The organism is Sorangium sp. So ce836 (assembly GCF_028553905.1).
Lineage (GTDB): Bacteria > Myxococcota_A > Polyangia > Polyangiales > Polyangiaceae > Sorangium > Sorangium cellulosum_D.
The window spans coordinates 12,975,571-12,994,485 of sequence record NZ_CP102233.1; the positions used below are offsets into that span (position 1 = coordinate 12,975,571).

Genomic DNA, 18,915 nt, shown 5'->3' on the forward strand with positions numbered 1-18,915 from the left:
CGACGAGCCGCAGCCGGGGCCACCGGCGGAGTGGTCCTCCCCCGGTTCCGCGGACAGTCTCACTATGCCGCGCGCGCGGTCACGTAGGTCTTCAATTCGAACTCGATCGGGCTCATGTAGGCGAGCCGTGAGTGCCGTCGTTTCAGGTTGTAGAAGTTCTCGATGTAGTCTCCGATCGATGCGATGGCGGCCGCTCGCGTCGGGTAGCGCTCGTGCTCGACCAGCTCCGCCTTCAGCGTCGCGAAGAAGCTCTCGGCCACGGCGTTGTCCCAGCAGTCGCCGGCGCGGCTCATGCTCGGGATGAGCCCGTGGGTCCCGAGCACGAGCCGGTAGTCGTCGCTGGCGTAGAGGCTGCCACGATCCGAGTGGTGCACCAGCCCAGGCGCCGGCCGCCGCGTTCCCAAGGCGAACGCGAGCGCGGTGAGCGCCAGGGCGCGATCGTTGAACGCGCTCGCGGCCCAGCCGACCACGCGGCGCGAGAACAGGTCCAGGATCACGGCCAAGTACAGCCAGCCCTCGCCGGTGGGAATGTACGTCACGTTCGTCACCCAGACCTGGTTGGGCGCTCGAGCATCGAATTGCCGCTCGATCACATTCGGGGCGATCGGGCCGTTGTGCCGCGAGTTGGTGGTGCGGCGGAAGCGCCGCTTCCTCCGAGCCGCGAGCCTCTGAGCGCGCATCAGCCGCTCGACCCGTTTCTTGCCGACACGCATGCCGCGAGCACGCAGTTCCGCGTGGATGCGCGGACTGCCGTAGCGGCCACGGCTCTTGTGGTGCACGGCCCTGATCTGCACGCTCAGTTGAGCGTCGGACTTGGCCCGCGCCGACTCCGATCGCTTGGCCCATCCGTAGTAGCCGCTGCGCGAGACCAGCAGCACCGCGCACAGCACCAGCACCGGGTAGTGCGCCTTCTCCGCGTCGATGAACTCGAACCTCACTCGTTTTCCTTCGCGAAGAAGGCCGCCGCTTTACCTAGAAAGCCTACGCTCCGGGCTGGGCACGAGGCTGGGGCAGCTCGTACCCCAGCTCGGCCAGGCGCCGGAGGTGGTACTTGGTGAGCTTGGCCGCATTGGCGCGGTCGAAATAGTCTGGCCCGAGATCCCGGTACTCCACGCCGTCGCGCAGAACGTAAAACGCGATGACCAGGATGCTGTGCGCCACCGCGGTCGCCGCTCGTTTGGGCCCACGGCGGCGCGCGATCCGGCGGTACTGCGCGCCGAGGTACGTCTTGCGTGATCGTGAGGCAGCCCACGCCGACTCCAGCAGCGTGGTGCGCAGCCAGTTGTTGCCGGTGCCGGTCGCGCCACTGCGTCGTTTCCCCGCGCTCTCGTTGTTGCCTGGGCACATCCGCGCCCAGGAGGCGAGGTGACCTGCGGTCGGGAAGCGCGTCATGTCGAGCCCGATCTCCGACAGCAGGACCTCGGCCGTCCGTTGCGCGACGCCGGGGATGGTCCGGAGCCGTTGCAGCGGCTCGCGGTGCGCTTGGCACAGGTCGACGACCCTGGCGTCGCATGCGGCGATCAGCTCGGCGAGATGGTCGATCTGCTTCAAGAGCTGCTCCAGCAAGAACGCGTGATGGCTCGAGAATCCACCGCGCAGCGCCTCGGCAAGCTGCTCGGCCTTGGGGATGAGCCGGCCCCGGGCGAGCGCCGCAAGCTTCTTCGGATCGCGCTCGCCGGCGATGAGCGCCGCGAGCATCGCGCGGCCGGACACGCCAAGCACGTCGGAGACGACGTTGCTCAGCTTGATGTTGGCGGTCTCCAGCAGCTTGCCCACGCGGTTGGCCAGGGTGGCCTTGTCACGGATCAGGCTCTTGCGATGCCGTGTGATGTCCCGCAGCTCCCGGATCGGGGCGGGCGGGATGAAGCTCGCCCGGATGAGTCCGTGCGCGAGCAGGTCGGCGATCCACTCGCAGTCCTTGACGTCGGTCTTCCGGCCCGGGACGGCCTTGATGTGCCGCGCGTTGGCGAGCAGCACCTCGAAGCTGCCCTCGAGCAGGTTGAAGACCGGCTTCCAGTAGACGCTCGTCGACTCCATCGCCACGTGCGTGCAGCCCTGCTCGGTGAGCCACTGGTGTAGTTCGAGGAGTTCGGCCGTGGTCGCGCCGAACGAACGCACCGTCGTCTTTGCGCGGCCTCGGGGCTCCTGGATCCGGACGCATGCAACGACGGTCTCCTTGTGCACGTCGAGCCCGCAGCAGCAGGCGTACAGGACCTCCATCTTGACCTCCAGCGCGAAAGGCGCCGGGGAGCGTCGCGAAGGGCGATTTTACCTGGCGTGCTCGCTCCTTGCGGAGACGGCAACAATTCGGGGTGCCTGATGCGACGCTCGGGTCCGTTTTTTTTCGGGCTCACGACACCAGTAAGCGTCGACCTTGGCCCGACGCGATCCGCGCCCGCAGTCTACCGGCTTTCATGCTTCGCGGGTGCGCCCCTGCGCATGCCCGTTTTTTTAAGATCTCGCGCTCCATCTCCAGCCGCTTCACGTCGCGGCGCAGCCGCTGCAGTTCCTCACGCTCCGGCGTCGTCAGCGCCCCCGGCGGGCCGTGGCCCGCGTCGGTGTCCGCGCGCTTGATCCAGTCGCGCAGCGCCGTCTCGGTCAGGTCGAGGTCCTTCGCCACCTGGCCGATGCTCCGGTCGCTCGCCTTCGCCAGCCGTACCGCCTCCGCCTTGAACTCGGGCGTGAACGCCCTCCTCTTTCTCCGTCCCATCCCTGCCTCCTGGTGCCGTCGGGGGTGTCGACGGAAGCGGGGGAGGACCACACCAGCTGTGCTGCTCGTCGAGGTCCACGAGCGCGCACGTCAGGTCGCGCACCATGCGGTCATGGAGCCGCGCGCAGCCCTCGCCGACGGCCTGCGCAAAGCGGCCGATGGTGTCGCGATGGACGCCGGTCATGCGCTCCGTCGATCTGATGGTGGTGCCGTTCACGAGCGCGGCGAGCACCTCTAGCCGCCGCTCCGCCGGGAGCACGTTCGCCATGGGCTTGCACCTCTCCGGACGCGTGCCCATGATCGCAGCGCGACGTGCGACGGGTGGGCCACCATCCGGCGTTCCGCAGCCCCGTCTCGGGTACCAGCCGAGGCGGGGCGCTTTGCCTGTCCCACCAACGTAGCACCGTAAGCCTATGTTTCCCGTGGTTTCCACATCGATGGGACAGCGCATGTCCTAGCCAGCGTGCGCGTTTGCAGCCTGTTTGAAGGATCTTTCGCGTGATGGCGCGCGGGCGTCGTCGGAGCGCGCCGCGCCCGTGGTAGGGTCGCCGCATGCGCGGGCGGGGCGGCCGGAAGGCGTAGGAGGACGCCGCGCTCTGGGCGTGGCTCACGCACCGCATCAGCCGGCAGGGCGAGGACTAGCCGGTCGTGTCGTGAGCCCTTGACTGCGGAGGCGCTGGAGGACGAGGCTCCGCATCGATGGCGGGCTTGAAGTGGTTCGACGTGTCGGTGGCGATGGCTCTGGCCGGGATTGCGGCCGCATCGGGCGGTTGCGCGTGGTTCATCGGCGCGGACTGGTCCAGCTATGAACCAGGTGGAGGGGGAGGAGCGGGCGGTGCCGTCGGCGGCGGCGGTAGCAGCTTCGGTCCGGGGACTGGGACGGGTGGGTACGGCAGTCCAGCGCAGGGCAGCGGCGGCGCCGGCGGAGATGGAGGGGCTGTCGGCGGGGGCGGGAGTGGAGGCGTTGGGGGCGCGGGCGGAGGGACCGGTGGCACCGCGGAAACCGGAGGTGGCGGAGGCGGCGCGGAGTGCTCCATCGACGAGGAGAAGTGCTCGGAGAACACGCCGCAGCGCTGCGTCGATGGGCGGTGGGAAAGCGGAGAGGCATGCGTCGGTCAGACCTGCGTGGACGGAACGTGCGCCGGCGAGTGCGGGCCGGAAAACGTGCGCTGTTCGTTGAACCGGCCGCAGCGGTGCGATGAGCGCGGCGCGTGGGAGGACGCGGAGCCGTGTGGTGCGGTAGCGCCCGTGTGCAATCGAGGGACGTGCGTGACGCCGCCGAGCTGTGTTGGACTGGCCGAGACGTGCGGGCCCGGTGGCAACGAAAGCTGCTGCGCGACGGGGGAGGCGGTGCCTGGGGGCATGTTCGACCGGAGCAACGATCCAGGGTACCCGGCGACGGTGAGCGGGTTCTTGCTGGATCGGTTCGAGGTGACGGTGGGGAGGTTCCGGAGGTTCGTGGATGCGTATCCCGGGAGCAAGCCGGCGGCGGGAGCGGGGACGCATCCGTCGATTGAGGGCAGCGGGTGGAATGAGGCGTGGAACAGCAACCTGCCCGCCGACGCAGCAGCGCTGAAGGCCGCGGTGAAGTGCCACTCGACCTACCAGACATGGACGGATGGCTTCGGCGCGAACGAGCGCCTTCCGATGAACTGCCTGAGCTGGTACGTGGCATTCGCGTTCTGCGCGTGGGATGAGGGCCGGCTGCCGACCGAGGCGGAGTGGAACTACGCGGCGGCGGGTGGAGAGGAGCAGCGGGAGTATCCGTGGTCGAATCCGGCAAGCTCGACCACGATCGATGACACGTACGCGCTATATGCGTCCAACCACATCGAGTCGGTCGGCTCACGGTCGCCGATGGGAGATGGGAAGTGGGGTCAGGCGGACCTGGCCGGGAACATGTGGGAATGGGTCCTGGACTGGTACGCGAATCCGTACCCAGCAGGCGAATGCAATAATTGCACCAATATAATCCCAGCCTCGGTCCGGGTGGTCCGGGGCGGGGGCTGGAGCGACCTTGCGTCGGGCCTGCTCTCTTCCCGCCGCTATTTCTACGACCCGCCGGTCCGCTGGAACATCGTCGGGACCCGGTGCGCGAGGGCTCTGTAGGGTTTCACCTGTGCCGTGTTCGCCGCACGCCGTTCATTCAGTAAAACGGGGGTCCGGGATGCGCCGGGCGAGTGCCCGGAACGCGGGCGGCGCCGATGTGGTTCCGGACATCATCCAGCCGAGGTGCCGCCTGTCCTAATTAGGACACCGCCTGCCAAGAGCCTCCGGGGAGAATTGGATTTCAAACCGGAGGCTGCCAGGAGCCTCCAGGGAGAATTGAATTTCAAACCGGAGGCTGCCAGGAGCCTCCAGGGAGAATTGAATTTCAAACCGGAGGCTGCCAGGAGCCTCCAGGGAGAATTGAATTTCAAACCGGAGGCTGCCCGAAGCCTCGGGAGAATTGAATTTCAAACGGGAGGCCTCACGCCGCCCTCGGGTCGAACGATTCAGGTGACGCTGTACGCTCCGCACCGGCGCGGCCTGCTCCGGCCCACGTTGAGCGGCCGCGCTCCACGCGGTCGGTCCACCGGCCGGCCACCGGCCGGCTCGGCGAGGCGGCCTCGCCGCCGCTCCCCGCAGAATGCCGCGGCTCCTCTCCCATCCCGCGTCCGTCGCCCGGGCACGCATCCTGCTCTCCCGCCTGCTCGCCTCGGCACCGAGTCATCGCACGCCGCGGCCGCGGTCCATCTCACGCCGCCGCGCCCCGTGCCCCGCGCCCCGCGCCCCGCGCCCCGCGCCGCGGTCCAGCACGGCGCGCCGCAGCGCATCGGCGAGCACCATCGCCGCGGCGCCCCCGGGCAGCCAGAGGAGCCACGCCGGCCCCACCGGCGCCATCGCGAACAACCCGTTCAGCCCAGGCACGTAGAGCAGCGCGATCGCCAGCGCGACCTCGGTCGAGAGCCCCGCGGCCACCCAGGGGTTCGACCAGAACGCGAGCCGCTTCCGGAGAGGCCCGTCGCGCTGCGCGATCAGACACCCTATCTGGCCCGAGACGATCCCGACGAAGGTCATCGTCGCCGCCTCTCGCTCCAGCGCGCGAAACGGCTCGAGCGAACCGAACGGCCTCCAGCCGTGCGCCCAGTGAAAGCTGAAATACGCGATGACGCCGAGCAGCGCCTCGACGGTCCCATAGAGGAAAAAGGTCCTGAGCCCGAGCTCCCGTGTGAGGATCGGTCTTCGGGGCGGCTCCGGTGGGACGTGCAGCGTCGCGGGCGACGGCGGCTCCACGCCGAGCGCCAGCGCGGGGAGCACGTCCGTCCCCAGGTCGATCGCGAGCACCTGCACGATCGCGAGCGGGAGAGGGATCGGCAAGAAGATGTAGAGAAGGAACGGGACGAGCTCCGCGACGTTGCTCGTGAACACATAGCTCACGAAGCGGCGGATATTCTGCTTGATGGCCCGCCCTTCCTCGATGGCCGCCACGATCGTGGCGAAGTTGTCGTCGGAGAGGATGATGTCCGCCGCCTGCTTGGCCACCTCCGTGCCGCGCAGCCCCATGGCCACGCCGACGTCGGCGGCGCGGAGCGCGGGGGCGTCGTTCACGCCGTCGCCGGTCACCACGACCACCTCGCCGGCCCGCCGCAGCACCTGCACCACCCGCAGCTTCTGCTCCGGCGTCGTGCGCGCGAGGGTCGCGCCGGCCTGGAGCAGCTCCAGGAGCGCCCGGTCATCCATCGCGTCGATCGCCGGCCCCTCGGCCAGGCGATCCGCCGTATCCAGCCCGATGGCGGCGGCCACCGAGCGCGCGGTCGCGGGGTGATCGCCCGTCAGGATCACGACCCGCACGCCGGCGCGCCTGCAGGCGGCGATCGCCGCGGGGACCTCGGGCCGCGTCGGGTCGTGGAGGCAGACCAGGCCCAGGCACGTGAGCGGGCCGCCGGCGTCCCTCACGGCGAGCATGAGGACGCGCTCGCCGCGCGCGGCCGCGCTCACCACCGCCTCGTCGAGGCCCGCGGGCGCCGGCGCGCCGGTCAGCGCCACCACCGCCTCGGGCGCCCCCTTCACGAACTCCCGCGTGGCGCCGCCCGCCGCGCACGTCACCGTCATGTAGCGCCGACGCGCGTCGAACGCGGTGTCGGCGACCCGCGGCCACCGGGCGCGCGCCTCGCGGAGGTCCACCCCGCCGGCCGCGGCCCAGCGCGCGAGCGCCACGTCCACCGGATCGCCCTCGCAATCGCGCCCCGCCGGCGCCGGGCGCGCGTCGTTGCACAGCGCGGCCGCGAGCCGCGCCGCCTGCTCCGCGTCCGGGGGCGCGCCCCGCGCGGGGACGAAGCCGCGCACCGAGAGCGTGTTCTGCGTGAGGGTCCCCGTCTTGTCCGTGCAGATGGTCGTCACCGACCCGACCACCTCGACCGCGGACAGGCGCCGTACCGGGGCGCCGCGGGCCGCCATGCGCTGCGCGCCGATCGCGAGCGACACGCTGAGCGTCGGGAGCAGCCCCTCGGGGACGAGCGCCACGATCACGCCGATCGCGAACGTGAGCGCGCCCAGAGGGCCGACGCGGTGGAACGCCTGCGCGAGCACGAGCGTGGCCGCGCCGGCGATCACCGCGATCACCGCGGTGATGCGCGAGAGCTGCGCGACCTGGCGCTCGAGCAGCGAGCCCTCGCGCCCGCCCTGCTCGAGGAGCAGGGCGATCTTGCCCGCGGCGCTCTCGGCGCCCGTCGCGAAGACGAGCGCCTCGCCCGCGCCGGTCACCACGGACGCGCCGCTCGGGAGCAGGCTCGGGAGCGCGAGCTCGTCCGCGCCTCGGCCCGGCGGGGCGACCGGCGCGGCGTCGCGATCGACGGGGGCCGTCTCGCCCGTGAGCATCGAGAGGTCGATCGAGAGGCTGTCTGCGCCGAGCAAGATGCAGTCGGCCGGGACGATCTCCCCTGCCGCGAGCCGGACCACGTCGCCCGGGACGAGCTCGCGCGCGGGCACGCGCCGCTCGGCGCCCGCCCGCGCGACGCGGGCGCGCACGGCGACACGGCGCATGAGGCTGCTCACGACCTGCTCGGCGCGGTGCTCCTGGAGGAACGCGAACACGCCGTTGAGCACGACGACCGCGACGATGGCGAACCCGAGCTCCGGGGCGCCCGCGGCGAAGGCCAGCCCGGCGCCGAGCCACAACAGCAGCGCGAGCGTGTGCGTGAGCTGCGCGAGGAGCGTCCGGACCGGCCGTGACCGCCTGGGCGGCGTGGGCTCGTTGTCGCCGTGAACGAGCCGCCTCCTCGCCGCTTCGGCCTCGGTCAGGCCGCTGGGCGCGGATCGCAAGGCCTGGATTCGCCCCTCGACGGAGAGCGCGGCGAGCTCCGCGGGATGAACGCATGATCGCGCGCCGGTTTCGTGGAGCGGTTTTGCCGGTCCGGCCGCGCCGACAGGACCGGCCGCGGAGGCAGGAGGAGACAAGCGACTCACTTCCGCAGGCCTCGGCCAGGGTCATCCCCGTCATCATTCCGCCGTCGAACATCGAATCGTGGCAACCACCGTCATGGCTTGAGCGTCCGCGGCGGCGCGCTGCGCTCGCCACCACTCGCCATCTCGTTCCTTACGCCCTGGCCGTGTCGGCGGCGCCCACCACCGGTGTCATGCCAGGGACGACAGCGCCGTTCACAAGAACGGCATGCCATGATGGACCGCGCTCTCAGGCGGCCGACTTCTTCGGCGCGCTCGCGGCCGCCGCCTGCGTCTCGGCCACGATGCCCAGACTGCGCATCTCCTTGCCGCAGCAGACGTTGGCGTGTTGGCTCTGCTCCTGCGAAGGACAGTTGCAGGCTGCGAGGTACACGATCTCCGCGCCGCAATCGTCGCAACGTAGCTTCTCTCCGACGGGGTGTGCCATGACGTCATCCCTCCCCGCGCGGTATCCTGCGGCCACGACAGCACGCGTCAAGCGGCACGGCCGGTCGGACATCAACGGCGAGGCGGGCGCAGCGCCGGACCGGAGCGCGTTCGGCGCGACGACGACGAGCACGCCCGGCGCCGCAAGAGGGGCCGGAGCGCGCAGCACGCCCTGGCCCGAGCCGTGCAGCCCGTGGGCCATGGCCGGGTGGATCATGCCCCATCTCGATCTCGTGCCCAAGCAGGAGATCTCCAGCTTCCGCAAGCTGGCCATCGGCTCCTGGCGCACCGCGTACGATCCGTCGGTGTACGGCACGCTCACGCTGCGCATGGACCGCGCGCTCGACTATATCCAGGCGTTCCGCCGCAGCACCGGCCGGCGGCTGACGGTGACGCACCTCATCGCCAAGGCCTGCGCCGAGGCGCTGCGCCGCTGCCCCGACGCCAACGCCATCCTGCGCTGGAACAAGATCTACCTCCGGCGCGGCGTCACCGTCTCGGTGCTGGTCGTGCAGGCGGCCGGCGGCGACGGCGAGGCGGACCTCACCGTGACCACGATCGAGCGGGCCCATGAAAAGAGCCTGGTGCAAATCGTCGACGAGCTGGACCGGACGATCGAACGCGCACGCAGGAGGCGCGACAGGGCGGTGGAAGGGACGAAGCGCGCGACCCGGCACATCCCGTTCCTCTTCATGAACGCCTCCCTGCGCCTGCTCTCGTTCATGATGTATACGCTCAACCTGGACCTGTCGAAGCTCGGGCTCCCGCGCGATCCGTTCGGCGCGCTCACGGTGACCAACGTCGGCTCGCTGGGCCTGGAGAACGCCTACGTGCCGCTCGTGCCCTACACGCGGACGCCGGTGCTCGTCGTCCCGGGCGTGGTGAGGGACGAGCCGGTGGTCGAGGACGGCAAGGTGGTGCCCGGCAAGGTGATGCGCGTGAGCGCCACGTTCGATCACCGATTCATCGACGGCTTCCACGCGAGCGTGCTGGCGCGCACCGTGCGCGAGATGCTGGAGGACCCGTTCCGCTGCTTCGACCGGCTCGACGCGGACGTGCCCACGCCTCGCTGACGTAGGTCGCGTCTCCCGCGGGCGTCGCCGCGCTGCCGGCGCGCATACGCCGGCTCTACGTTCTCGAGCGCGGCTCGGCGGCGTCGGGCGCTGGCTCGGCGACGACCAGCTCGCACGACGATGAGGAATCCATGTACATCAACTATCTCACGCTTCCGCTCGTCACGGCGGCGGCGGCGCTGGCGCTCGGGGCCTGGTATCTCTTCAGCACGCCCGCCGCCGATGACTCGCAGGCTCGCCGCCGCAGCTTCGCCTGGGCGTTCGGGGCGTGCGGGCTCATCCTGCTCATCACGGGCCTCCACCTCGTGCTGACATGGCCCATCCCGGGCGGGTACAACATCCTCTTCGGAGAGCCGCTCGTTTATTTCGGGGCATTGCTCGTGATCGGCGCGCCGGCGCTGTCGCTCGGCGAGCGCCTGGGCCCCCTGCTCCTTCTCGGGGCCCTCGGGGGCATCACCAACCTGGTGCTCGCGCTGGCCATCGCGCGCCACGGGATGACGCAGAACCCGGCGCTCGCCGCGGCGATGTACGGCGCGAGCGGCCTCGGACTGCTGATCGCTCCGGCGATGGACAGGTCCGCGCTGGCGAGGCGCGCAGCAGGCGCGCTGCTCGCGGCTTCGGCGGCGCTGTTCGCGCTGTTCGGCTATGTGGCCTACGTGAAGCACACGGGCCTCGACGCGTTCGGGAAGTGGGTGCCCCGCGAGATGCGCTTGTGGTGATAGCCCGCACGTCGCCGGCGCACATCACATCTCCTCGAGCTCCTCGCCCGTCCGGGCCTCGTCGGCTCGAGCGCCACGGGCGACCATGAGCCTCGATCCACGCGGTTGTCTCCGCTACGCGGTCGCCTCGAGCGCCCGGGGCGAAAGGTATCGTACGAACCACGCGCTCGCCGCGCGGGCGACCTCTTCCAGCGTCCCCGGCTCCTCGAACAGGTGCGTGGCCCCTTCCACGATCGCGAGCTGCCGCGGTCCGCGCAGGAGCTCCAGCGCCTCCCAGTTGAGCGCGAGCACCTCGGTGTCCTCGCTCCCGACGAGGAGCAACGTGGGCGCGTGCACCTCCTTGAGGTACGAGCCGGCGAGGTCGGGGCGCCCGCCCCGCGACACCACGGCGCCCGCGAGGTCCGGGCGCCTCGCCGCGGCGATCAGCGCCGCGGCGGCGCCGGTGCTCGCGCCGAAGTAGCCGAGCCGCAGCGCGCTCGTCGGGGGCAGCTCGCGCATGGCCAGGGCCGCGCCCACGACCCGCCGCGCGAGCAGCTCGACGTCGAACCGGAGGTGGCCTGTCCGTTCGTCCACCGCCTCTTCCTCCTTGGTGAGGAGATCGAGGAGCAGCGTGGCGAGCCCCGCGCCCTGGAGCACCTCGGCGACGAACCGGTTGCGCGGGCTGTGCCGGCTGCTGCCGCTCCCGTGGGCGAACAGGACCAGGCCCGTCGCCCCGGCGGGGATCACCAGGTCGCCTTCCAGGCGCGCGCCGTCGTCGAGCGCGATCTCGACGGGGAGCTCCTCCCCGGCGAGCTCCGCCGGCGCTTCCTCCTCGTCCTTGCCCGAGCCGCCGCCGCGCGCCCGCTCGAGCAGCGCGATGACGTCGTCGTCCGTGGTCTGGCTGAAGTCCTGGTAATAGGCGCCGATCGCGAACAGGCGCGGATCCGCGTCGAGACAGACCACCTCGTCGACCTCGGGGCGCAGGGAGTCGAGCGTCCTCGCGGACGCGACCGGGACCGCGAGGACGAGGCGCCTCGGCCCGCGCCGCCGGACGGCGCGGAGCGCGGCGCGCACGGTCCCGCCGGTCGCGATGCCGTCGTCGACGACGATGACGGTGCGCCCCGCCAGGTCGGGCGGCGGCCGGCCGCGCCGGAAGCGCTGGACGCGCGCCTCGACCTCGGCGGCCTTGCGGTCCACGAGCTCCGCGACCTCCTCCGGGGGGGCGCCGAGCTCCGCCAGCACCTCGTCGTTGAGGTACACCTCTCCGCCCTCCGAGACGGCGCCCAGGCCCAGCTCTTCGCGCCCCGGGAAGCCGATCTTGCGCACCACCCAGACGTCGAGCGGCGCCTTGAGCGCCCGCGCGACCTCGTGGGCGACCGGGACCCCGCCGCGCGGGAGCCCGAGGACGACGGGCGCCTCCTCGCGGTATCGCCGCAGCGCGAAGGCCAGGCGGCGCCCTGCATCAACGCGATCTCGAAACAGCATGAGCCCCTCCTCCGATCGCCGGGTGACGTCCCTCGCCCCTGACACCGGCCCTCGGGTCCTCCGCCGGGCTCCCGACGCTGCGGCCTCGTCCCGGCGCGGTCGGCCCGGAGAGCTCGGGCGCCCGGCGGCCGTCGCGCGGTCGCTGGGCGGCGCTTCAGGCGGCCTTCTTCGCCTCGCTCTTCTTCGCCTCGGTCGACCCCTCGGCGCTCGGCTCCTTGCCGCGGAGCGGGATCTGCTTCGGCTTGACCCCGGCTGCCTTGGGGACGATGATCTCGAGCACACCGTTCTTCAGCTCGGCCTGGATGTTGTCGAGATCGGCGCTCTCGGGCAGCGTGAACGAGCGGCAGAAGCTGCCGTATTCACGCTCGTACGCATAGACGCGCTCGCCTTCTCGCTCCTCGCGCTCCTCGTCGCGCTTGCCGCTGATCGACAGCTGGCGCCCGCTGATGGAGACATCGACGTCACTCTCCTTCACGCCCGGCAGGTCGGCCCGGAACACGAAGCGATCCTTCGTCTCTCGGAGCTCGATGTCCGGTGAGAACCAGGCCTCCGGCTGGCGGAGCCGGGTGACTGGCTCCATTTCCGCGAACGGATCCCACTGGAACATCTCGCGCATCATGCGCTCCGGGTCGAGCGCGCGCATCATCGATGCGATCCTACGAGGCTCTCGCCAACGTGACAGCAACGTCATGGTGACCTCCTTCGAACTCCAGACGACCTTTCCTGAACTCCTGCAACGCGCAGAGCCTCGCGCGCCCGGAGGACCCTCGCTCGAGCGCTTGAGCCCGGATCATGCGGGACGATCGGCTCGCGCGGTGGTTGCCGAGGGTGGGAGTTGCAGGATCCGTGCTCGCGGGGGGTGTACCCGCTCGGCCGGGTCGCGGCGCGCGGTGTCCGAGGGTGGGCTCGTGCGCTCGTCGCGGGTCCGAACCGGCATCACGGCCGCGCCCCCGCTCGAATGAACGGCGCCATGAGCCCCGAGCGCTCGTCACGGCGGCGACCGACGCGATCGCCGCCGTGCTCTCGCAGGCGACCGGCGGCGTCCGCGTCTTCCATGATACGCACGTGATCGCGTCGCGTAAGGCCCCGGCGCGGCGGGCCCATGAGGCCTACGTCGTCGGCTTCGGCCCGGCCAACATCGCTTCGAGGCGCCGAAGCACCGCTTCGAGCCGCTCGATCGCCGCCTTCAGGTCCGCCCGGTATTCTCGATCGTCGGTGTGGACCAGCTCTTCTCGCATCCCAACGAGCCGGATCGACAGGGCGGTCCGCATGTCTCTCGCTTCGCGCTCACTGAGCTCGATCTGGAACTCGGCCATACCTTTCCTCCCCTGACTCACGAGCAGCACGCCCCCTCGGGCAGCGGAATGTCGCGGTCGATGATGACCCCGATCGGGCGCTCGTTCTCGAGGGCTGGCAGCATGCCCACGCCCGCCTCTCGCATCTTGAGCGCCGTCGCCTGGAGCGTCGCCCCCATGGATGCCGTCTCCACCCTCTCGTCATGACGTCTCCAACGAGCATCGACCCTCGCTGGGACGGTGCGGAGCACGCTCCGTACCGCGCGCCGGGCGCACAGGCGGCCTCCTTGACCTCGCCTCCTTCGCCTCGGCCGCGTTCCCGCGCGGCAGCCCAGCCTCGTGGCACATCACCTGCTTCAACGGCGCGGCGGGGAGGGTTGGTGATCGTGCGCGCCGCCGACTGGCAGGGATCTCACGCATGAGCGCGGCAGCGCCGGCAGGGGTGGCGCCCTTCGCGCGCGACGACGCGCGCCGCCGGATCGAGGCGCTACGCCGCGAGATCCGGGCTCACGACCACCTCTATTATGTGCTCGATCGCCCGGTCATCTCGGACGCCGAGTACGATCGCCGGCTCGACGAGCTGAAGCGGCTGGAAGGGCTGTATCCGGACCTCGTGACCCCGGATTCGCCGACGCAGCGCGTGGCCGGGGCCCCGCTGCCGGCGTTCCCCGAGGTCCGCCACCTCGCGCCGATGCTCAGCCTCGACTCGGTGGTCCACGAGGAGGACGTGCGGCGGTTCGTCGGCCGACTTCGTCAGGCGCTCGGCCAGGGCCGGCTCGCGCTCGTGGCAGAGCCCAAGCTCGACGGCGCGTCGATCGAGGTGGTGTACCAGCGCGGCGCGCTCGCCCGCGCCGGGACGCGCGGGGACGGCGAGCGCGGCGAGGACGTCACCGCCAACGTGAAGACGATCCGCTCCGTGCCCCTGCGGCTCGTGGACGGCGGCCTGCCCCCTCCGTCGTGGTCGGCGAGAGCCCCGGCGAGAAGCTCCCGAAGGCAAGGGCGCTCGGCATCGCCGTGCTGACGGAGCACCAGCTCCGAGAGCTGGTCGATGCGTGAACCAGGCGTGAGCCAGACGGGAACCCGACGCGAACCCGACGGGAACCGAGGGGTGCATGGAAAACGTCGACATCGCTCGCATCTTCGAGGAGGTGGCGGACCTGCTCGAGATCCAGGACGAGAGCCCGTTCCGCGTGCGGGCCTACCGCACCGCGGCGCGCACCCTCGGGGCGCTCGGCGAGCCCGTCGCGGGGCTCGTCGAGCGCGACGGCGCGGGCGCGCTCACCGCGCTGCCCGGGATCGGCAAGGACCTCGCGGGCAAGATCGTCGAGCTCCTCGAGACCGGCGAGCTGCCGCTGCTGAAGGAGCTGACGGCGAAGACCCCCGAGAGCCTCGTCGAGATGATGCGGATCCCGTCGCTCGGGCCGAGGCGCGCGCGCCTGCTCCACGACAGCCTCGGCATCGCGACGGTCGACGAGCTCGTGGAGGCCGCGCGGTCGGGCCGCCTCGTCGGCGTGCGCGGCTTCGGCGAGAAGCTCGCCGCGACGATCCTCGACGGCTGCCTGAAGCGGCGGGCGACCGCCGGGCGCGTGCGGCTCGCGGACGCCGAGGCGCAGGTCGAGCCGCTGCTCCGGCACCTCCGGGCGGCGCGCGAGGCCCTGGCGGTCGAGGTGGCCGGCAGCCTGCGGCGCCGCAAGGAGACGGTGGGCGACGTCGACATCCTCGTGTCCGCGAGGCACGGCGAGCCGGTCGCGTCGCGCCTCCTGGCGTACCCGGAGATCAAGCAGGTGCTCGCCCACGGCGCGACCAAGTGCTCGGTCGTGCTGCGGTCCGGGCTCCAGATCGACCTCCGCGTCGTGCCGCCGACGTCCTACGGCGCGGCCCTCCACTACTTCACCGGCTCGAAGGCCCACAACATCGCCGTTCGCACGCTGGGCGTGAGCCGCGGGCTGAAGATCAACGAATACGGGGTGTTCCGGGGCGATCGGCGGATCGCGGGCCAGGCGGAGGAGGACGTCTTCCGCGCGGTCGGGCTGCCCTGGATCCCGCCCGAGCTGCGCGAGGACGCCGGCGAGATCGAGGCCGCGCGCGCGCGGCGGCTCCCCGAGCTCGTCGAGGTCGGCGCCGTCCGAGGCGACCTCCACGTGCACACGACGTACACCGACGGGCGCGACGAGCTCGAAGCGATGGTCAGGGCGTGCGCGGCCCGCGGGTACGACTACGTGGCCATCACCGACCACACGCAGGCGGTCCGCGTGGCGGGCGGGCTCGACGCCTCGGGGTTCCGCAGGCAGGCGCGGGCCATCGACAGGCTCCGCCGGACGATCGACGGGATCGCGATCCTGCACGGGACCGAGGTCGACATCCTCGAGGACGGCGCGCTCGACCTCGACGACGCGACGCTGGCGGCGCTCGATTACGTCGTCGCCAGCGTGCACTCGAAGCTCACGATGGCGGAGCCCGACATGACGCGCCGTATCCTCCGCGCGCTCGAGAGCCCGTTCGTCACGGCGCTCGGCCACCCGACCGGGCGCCTCCTCGGCAAGCGCGAGCCGTACGCGCTCGACATGCCGCGGATCGCGCGCGCCGCGCGCGATCTCGGCGTGCTGCTCGAGATCAACGCTCAGCCCGAGCGCCTGGACCTCTGCGATGTCCACATCCGCCTCGCGCGAGAGGCCGGCGCGAAGCTCGTCGTCGCCACCGACGCGCACGCAGTGGCGGAGCTCGGCTTCATGCGCCACGGGATCGATCAGGCGCGGCGGGGCTGGTGCGCCGCGGCGGACATCGCGAACACGGCGCATCGCGCGGAGTTCCTGGAGCTCATCGGCCGGCGCAGGCGCGCGGCGACCGCCGCCCGGGGGTCGTGCCCGGCCGGCGGCGCGGCCAGCGCTTAGGTGGCTCGGGAGCGGGCAGGCCCGAGGACAGGCCCACCACGAGCGCGAGGTGCCGGCGCTGCTGGGCGTGCGCCCTTATCGATCCAGCCCCTTGTCCTCGCACACGTGGCCCCGGTCCAGAGGCTCGCCGTGCTCCTCTTCCTCTGCTTCCTCTGCTTCCTCTGCTTCCCGCGGCTCTTCGAGCGCTTCCGGGGAGAGGCCCTCGTCCCCTGCCTCGCCCGCCCGCGCCTCCTCCTGCCCGCTGCCCGCGACGTCGTCGGGGGTGCCGCCCTTCCGCTCGGTCGGCTCGGTCGGCTCGCGCGGCTGCGCGCCCTTGCCCGGCCCGCGCGGCTTGGTCGGCCCGCCGCCCGGCGCCTCTCGTCCGCTCGCTCGCTTGGCGCTCATCGCTGCTCTCTTCGACCCGTGCACCAGGTTCCCAGTGCCCGGAACAGTGCCCGGAATCGAGAGGGAACCTGGTGACGCGACGCCTCGCTGTCATCGGCTGGACGAGTGCTTCCCTACGCCGCGCGCGCTCGCCGGGCGCCCGGCGAGCGCGTGGCCTCGAACAGATGTCGGCGAAGTATGCGCACGAGTACTGTCGATCCGGGTCGAGGACGTGGTCGAAGAGGGTGTCGGGCGATCGCAGTGGTGGGCGCCCGCGGGGCGGGGGAGCCGCGGCGTTCCGCAGCGCGGCGCGCGCGGACGCTACCGAGGCGGCGCTGCGCGAGCGCGCGGCGAGGCTCGACATTACCGCTCGCGCGAGCTGACCGGCAGATGCCCGCTCATCCCAGCCGCGAGCACATAAGCGGCATAATTCATGCTCAGATCGGGAGCCCCTTGTTGATGACCGGTGAACCGGCTCATTTGCTCGGACAGCGAGCCTCCGGGGTCCCATCCTGATCAAGGGTCGCGACGAGGTGATTGCGCCCGGGATCCCAATACAAGAGCAACTCATCGCCCAGCGCCCGCGACTGCTCGAGATACCAGCGGGCCGCCCCGGCGTCCTCGATCCTCGTCGCGAGCGCGGCTCCCTCGACGAGCGCCGTCCGCTCCAGGAGCCGCGTGAAGAAATGGTGTCCCCACACCTCTTCCCAGAGATCGAAGCAGGGCTCGCGCCAGTGGTGCGAAATGTATTCCAGGTCCGTCTTGATCACCGAGTCGGTCGGCAGCTTCGCATCATAGACCTTGCATGCGCGGGCGCCCTCTCGCCCGACGCTCTACGCCGCGATGCACGATAACCACGCGAGCGCCTCGCCGAAGGCCCCGGCGCGGTGGGCGCGAGCGAGGTGTGCGGCGGCGACCGCCGCGCAGCGGGCGGCTTTGGCCGCCGCGTGGCCTGTACATCGCCGCGGCTCGGCACCATGGCGCGAAGCATGGATGGCGCAGAATTGGTCACGAGCAGGGCCCACGCCGCGCTGGGCCGGCTCGGGTTCGACCTCCATCGATATCCGGTCCGACTGGAGTATCTGGACGGCGTGCTCGCGATGGAGGGCGAGCTCCCGGATGTTGCGGCGAAGAAGCGGGCGCTCGAGCGCGGCGCGGCGCTCCCCGAGGTGCGCTGGGTCGCCGACCGGCTCCGCGTCGAGCCGAGCGTCGGCATGAGCGACGCCGAGGTCCTCGATCATCTCCGGGATGTCCTGCTCTCGGAGCCGACGTTCGACGAGTGCACCGTCCGGGTGCGCCGCGGGGGCGCGCTCGACGTGTTTCGCGAGCCGCCGCGGCCGCGCGGCGCGCTCGAGGTCGCCGTCGATGAGGGAGTCGTGAGGCTCGAAGGGGCCGTGCCCAGCCTCTCGCACAAGCGCCTGGCCGGCGTGCTCTGCTGGTGGGCGCCGGGGACCCGCGACGTCGTGAACGCGCTCGAGGTCGACGCCCCGGAGGAGGACAACGACGACGAGATCTCCGACGCGGTGCGCATCGTCCTCGAGAAGGATCCGCTCCTCGACGCGTCGGAGATCGGGGTCAGCACAGAGCGCTCGCGCGTCACGCTGCGAGGCCTCGTGGCGAGCGAGGAGCAACGCAGGATCGCCGAGCACGACGCCTGGTACGTCTTCGGCGTGAACGACGTGAGCAATGAGATCGAGGTCTCCCAGGACGTGCGACGGCGGGTCACGCCTCCTCGAGGATCCCGCGAAAGATGTCCACATAGCTGACGATCCCGAGCAGCGCACCCTCTCCGTCGACGACCGGGAGCGCGCCGATCTTGTTCTCGAGCATGAGCTCCATGAGCTCGGTCACGTCCGCGTCGGGACCGACGCTCAGGACATTGCTGCTCATCATCGTGGACACCGGCACGCGGGCCTTCTGCAGCGCTGCGTCGACCACCGCGGCGTCCTCCGCGTAGGGCAGCCGGAGCGCGCGCAGATCGCGATCGCTGAGCATCCCGACCAGCTCACCCTGCTCGTCGACGACCGGCAGGTGGCGGAAGTCCGTCGTCTGCAGCACGTCCACCGCCTCGCCGATGGGGTCGTCGACCCGCACGGTCCGGGGGTTCTCGGTCATGAGCTCGGCGGCGCTGATCCTGGGTAACGGCATCTCGCTCCGCGCTCTGTGCAACTCGCGGACCAGCGGATCCCGCGATGAGCCGCGCCGCCCGCGCCCGGACGCTCCCTTTGCGCCGAGCCACGCTGGTCGCTCCCAGAGCGCGCGTCCGCCGGCTCCGTCCTGCTCACCCTGCTCTTCATGCTCGGCGTCCTCGGTCACCTGCCGGCCCAGGGGGAGCAGATGGATCTCGAGCGCCTGAGGTTCACGGCCGAGCGCGTCCACGGCCGTCGGATCTCCGAGATCCTCGTCGAGGAGATCGAGCAGGAGGGAGGAGGGAGAGGAGAAGCACCGGAGAGCGACCCCGCCGGGGAGGATGAGGAGTCTGGTTATCTTTGATATCGCCGGGCCCGCTCATGCGATCCGGAGGCGAAG

At 71.3% G+C, this 18,915-nt stretch carries 19 protein-coding genes and 1 pseudogene; 8 read left to right on the forward strand and 12 right to left on the reverse strand.

Annotated features, from left to right (window positions below; translation table 11 throughout):
• Positions 1-62 precede the first annotated feature (62 nt).
• The 3 genes and pseudogenes from NQZ70_RS47460 to NQZ70_RS47470 form a co-directional block, all read right to left on the reverse strand.
• Positions 63-947, reverse strand: a pseudogene (locus NQZ70_RS47460) (IS3 family transposase); the annotation flags it as partial.
• A gap of 34 nt (positions 948-981) precedes the next feature.
• Complete coding sequence (locus tag NQZ70_RS47465; protein ID WP_129580128.1) at positions 982-2,220, reverse strand: IS110 family transposase; 1,239 nt, start codon at positions 2,218-2,220, stop codon at positions 982-984.
• A 130-nt stretch (positions 2,221-2,350) separates the two neighbouring features.
• The gene (locus NQZ70_RS47470) at positions 2,351-2,710 is read right to left on the reverse strand and encodes a transposase (protein WP_129572564.1); all 360 of its coding nucleotides are present in this window, start codon (positions 2,708-2,710) and stop codon (positions 2,351-2,353) included.
• 58 nt (positions 2,711-2,768) lie between these two features.
• Between NQZ70_RS47470 and NQZ70_RS47475 the strand changes: the two genes are divergently transcribed.
• Together NQZ70_RS47475 and NQZ70_RS47480 are read left to right on the forward strand one after the other, a co-directional pair.
• Positions 2,769-2,948, forward strand: a complete 180-nt coding sequence (locus tag NQZ70_RS47475) for a hypothetical protein (protein WP_129580129.1) — start codon at positions 2,769-2,771, stop codon at positions 2,946-2,948.
• A 1,124-nt stretch (positions 2,949-4,072) separates the two neighbouring features.
• Positions 4,073-4,819: a formylglycine-generating enzyme family protein gene (locus tag NQZ70_RS47480; RefSeq protein WP_237244694.1), complete on the forward strand. Its 747-nt coding sequence runs from the start codon at positions 4,073-4,075 to the stop codon at positions 4,817-4,819.
• A 600-nt stretch (positions 4,820-5,419) separates the two neighbouring features.
• Here NQZ70_RS47480 and NQZ70_RS47485 read toward each other — a convergent pair.
• Positions 5,420-8,158, reverse strand: a complete 2,739-nt coding sequence (locus NQZ70_RS47485) for a cation-transporting P-type ATPase (protein ID WP_257792753.1) — start codon at positions 8,156-8,158, stop codon at positions 5,420-5,422.
• A gap of 226 nt (positions 8,159-8,384) precedes the next feature.
• Complete coding sequence (locus NQZ70_RS47490; protein WP_129580130.1) at positions 8,385-8,582, reverse strand: hypothetical protein; 198 nt, start codon at positions 8,580-8,582, stop codon at positions 8,385-8,387.
• Here NQZ70_RS47490 and NQZ70_RS47495 point away from each other — a divergent pair.
• Both NQZ70_RS47495 and NQZ70_RS47500 read left to right on the forward strand, forming a co-directional pair.
• On the forward strand, positions 8,581-9,654 hold the full coding sequence (locus tag NQZ70_RS47495) for a 2-oxo acid dehydrogenase subunit E2 (RefSeq protein ID WP_275938189.1): 1,074 nt from the start codon (positions 8,581-8,583) through the stop codon (positions 9,652-9,654). The two genes, NQZ70_RS47490 and NQZ70_RS47495, sit on opposite strands and share 2 nt — an antisense overlap.
• 131 nt (positions 9,655-9,785) lie before the next feature.
• Entirely contained in the window at positions 9,786-10,373 is a 588-nt protein-coding gene (locus NQZ70_RS47500) for a DUF981 family protein (RefSeq protein WP_129580131.1), read from the forward strand.
• A gap of 114 nt (positions 10,374-10,487) precedes the next feature.
• On the opposite strand, the gene NQZ70_RS47505 is transcribed toward NQZ70_RS47500, so the two are convergent.
• The 4 genes from NQZ70_RS47505 to NQZ70_RS47520 form a co-directional block, all read right to left on the reverse strand.
• Entirely contained in the window at positions 10,488-11,837 is a 1,350-nt protein-coding gene (locus NQZ70_RS47505; protein ID WP_129580132.1) for a phosphoribosyltransferase family protein, read from the reverse strand.
• Between the two features lie 154 nt (positions 11,838-11,991).
• On the reverse strand, positions 11,992-12,483 hold the full coding sequence (locus tag NQZ70_RS47510) for an Hsp20/alpha crystallin family protein (protein WP_129580133.1): 492 nt from the start codon (positions 12,481-12,483) through the stop codon (positions 11,992-11,994).
• A gap of 463 nt (positions 12,484-12,946) precedes the next feature.
• A complete protein-coding gene (locus NQZ70_RS47515; protein WP_129580134.1) occupies positions 12,947-13,153 on the reverse strand; it encodes a hypothetical protein in 207 nt (68 codons plus the stop codon).
• Positions 13,154-13,170: 17 nt separating this feature from the next.
• A complete protein-coding gene (locus tag NQZ70_RS47520) occupies positions 13,171-13,311 on the reverse strand; it encodes a CBS domain-containing protein (RefSeq protein ID WP_165374522.1) in 141 nt (46 codons plus the stop codon).
• 239 nt (positions 13,312-13,550) lie between these two features.
• Between NQZ70_RS47520 and NQZ70_RS47525 the strand changes: the two genes are divergently transcribed.
• Together NQZ70_RS47525 and polX are read left to right on the forward strand one after the other, a co-directional pair.
• On the forward strand, positions 13,551-14,153 hold the full coding sequence (locus tag NQZ70_RS47525) for a DNA ligase LigA-related protein (protein ID WP_129580135.1): 603 nt from the start codon (positions 13,551-13,553) through the stop codon (positions 14,151-14,153).
• A 91-nt stretch (positions 14,154-14,244) separates the two neighbouring features.
• A complete protein-coding gene (gene polX / locus NQZ70_RS47530; RefSeq protein WP_129580136.1) occupies positions 14,245-16,023 on the forward strand; it encodes a DNA polymerase/3'-5' exonuclease PolX in 1,779 nt (592 codons plus the stop codon).
• A gap of 75 nt (positions 16,024-16,098) precedes the next feature.
• On the opposite strand, the gene NQZ70_RS47535 is transcribed toward polX, so the two are convergent.
• Positions 16,099-16,407: a hypothetical protein gene (locus tag NQZ70_RS47535; RefSeq protein ID WP_129580137.1), complete on the reverse strand. Its 309-nt coding sequence runs from the start codon at positions 16,405-16,407 to the stop codon at positions 16,099-16,101.
• Positions 16,408-16,862: 455 nt separating this feature from the next.
• Positions 16,863-17,156 (reverse strand): glycoside hydrolase family 15 protein, encoded by a 294-nt coding sequence (locus NQZ70_RS47540; RefSeq protein ID WP_207217664.1) that lies wholly within the window; start codon positions 17,154-17,156, stop codon positions 16,863-16,865.
• A gap of 219 nt (positions 17,157-17,375) precedes the next feature.
• On the opposite strand from NQZ70_RS47540, the gene NQZ70_RS47545 reads away from it, so the two are divergent.
• Positions 17,376-18,152, forward strand: coding sequence for a BON domain-containing protein (locus tag NQZ70_RS47545; protein WP_165374523.1), 777 nt, complete (start codon positions 17,376-17,378; stop codon positions 18,150-18,152).
• Here the strand turns inward: NQZ70_RS47545 and NQZ70_RS47550 are convergent.
• Positions 18,109-18,534, reverse strand: a complete 426-nt coding sequence (locus tag NQZ70_RS47550) for an HPP family protein (protein ID WP_129580140.1) — start codon at positions 18,532-18,534, stop codon at positions 18,109-18,111. The two genes, NQZ70_RS47545 and NQZ70_RS47550, sit on opposite strands and share 44 nt — an antisense overlap.
• A gap of 147 nt (positions 18,535-18,681) precedes the next feature.
• Here NQZ70_RS47550 and NQZ70_RS47555 point away from each other — a divergent pair, with 147 nt between their 5' ends.
• Entirely contained in the window at positions 18,682-18,879 is a 198-nt protein-coding gene (locus NQZ70_RS47555) for a transporter associated domain-containing protein (protein ID WP_129580141.1), read from the forward strand.
• The last annotated feature ends 36 nt before the right edge of the window (positions 18,880-18,915 follow it).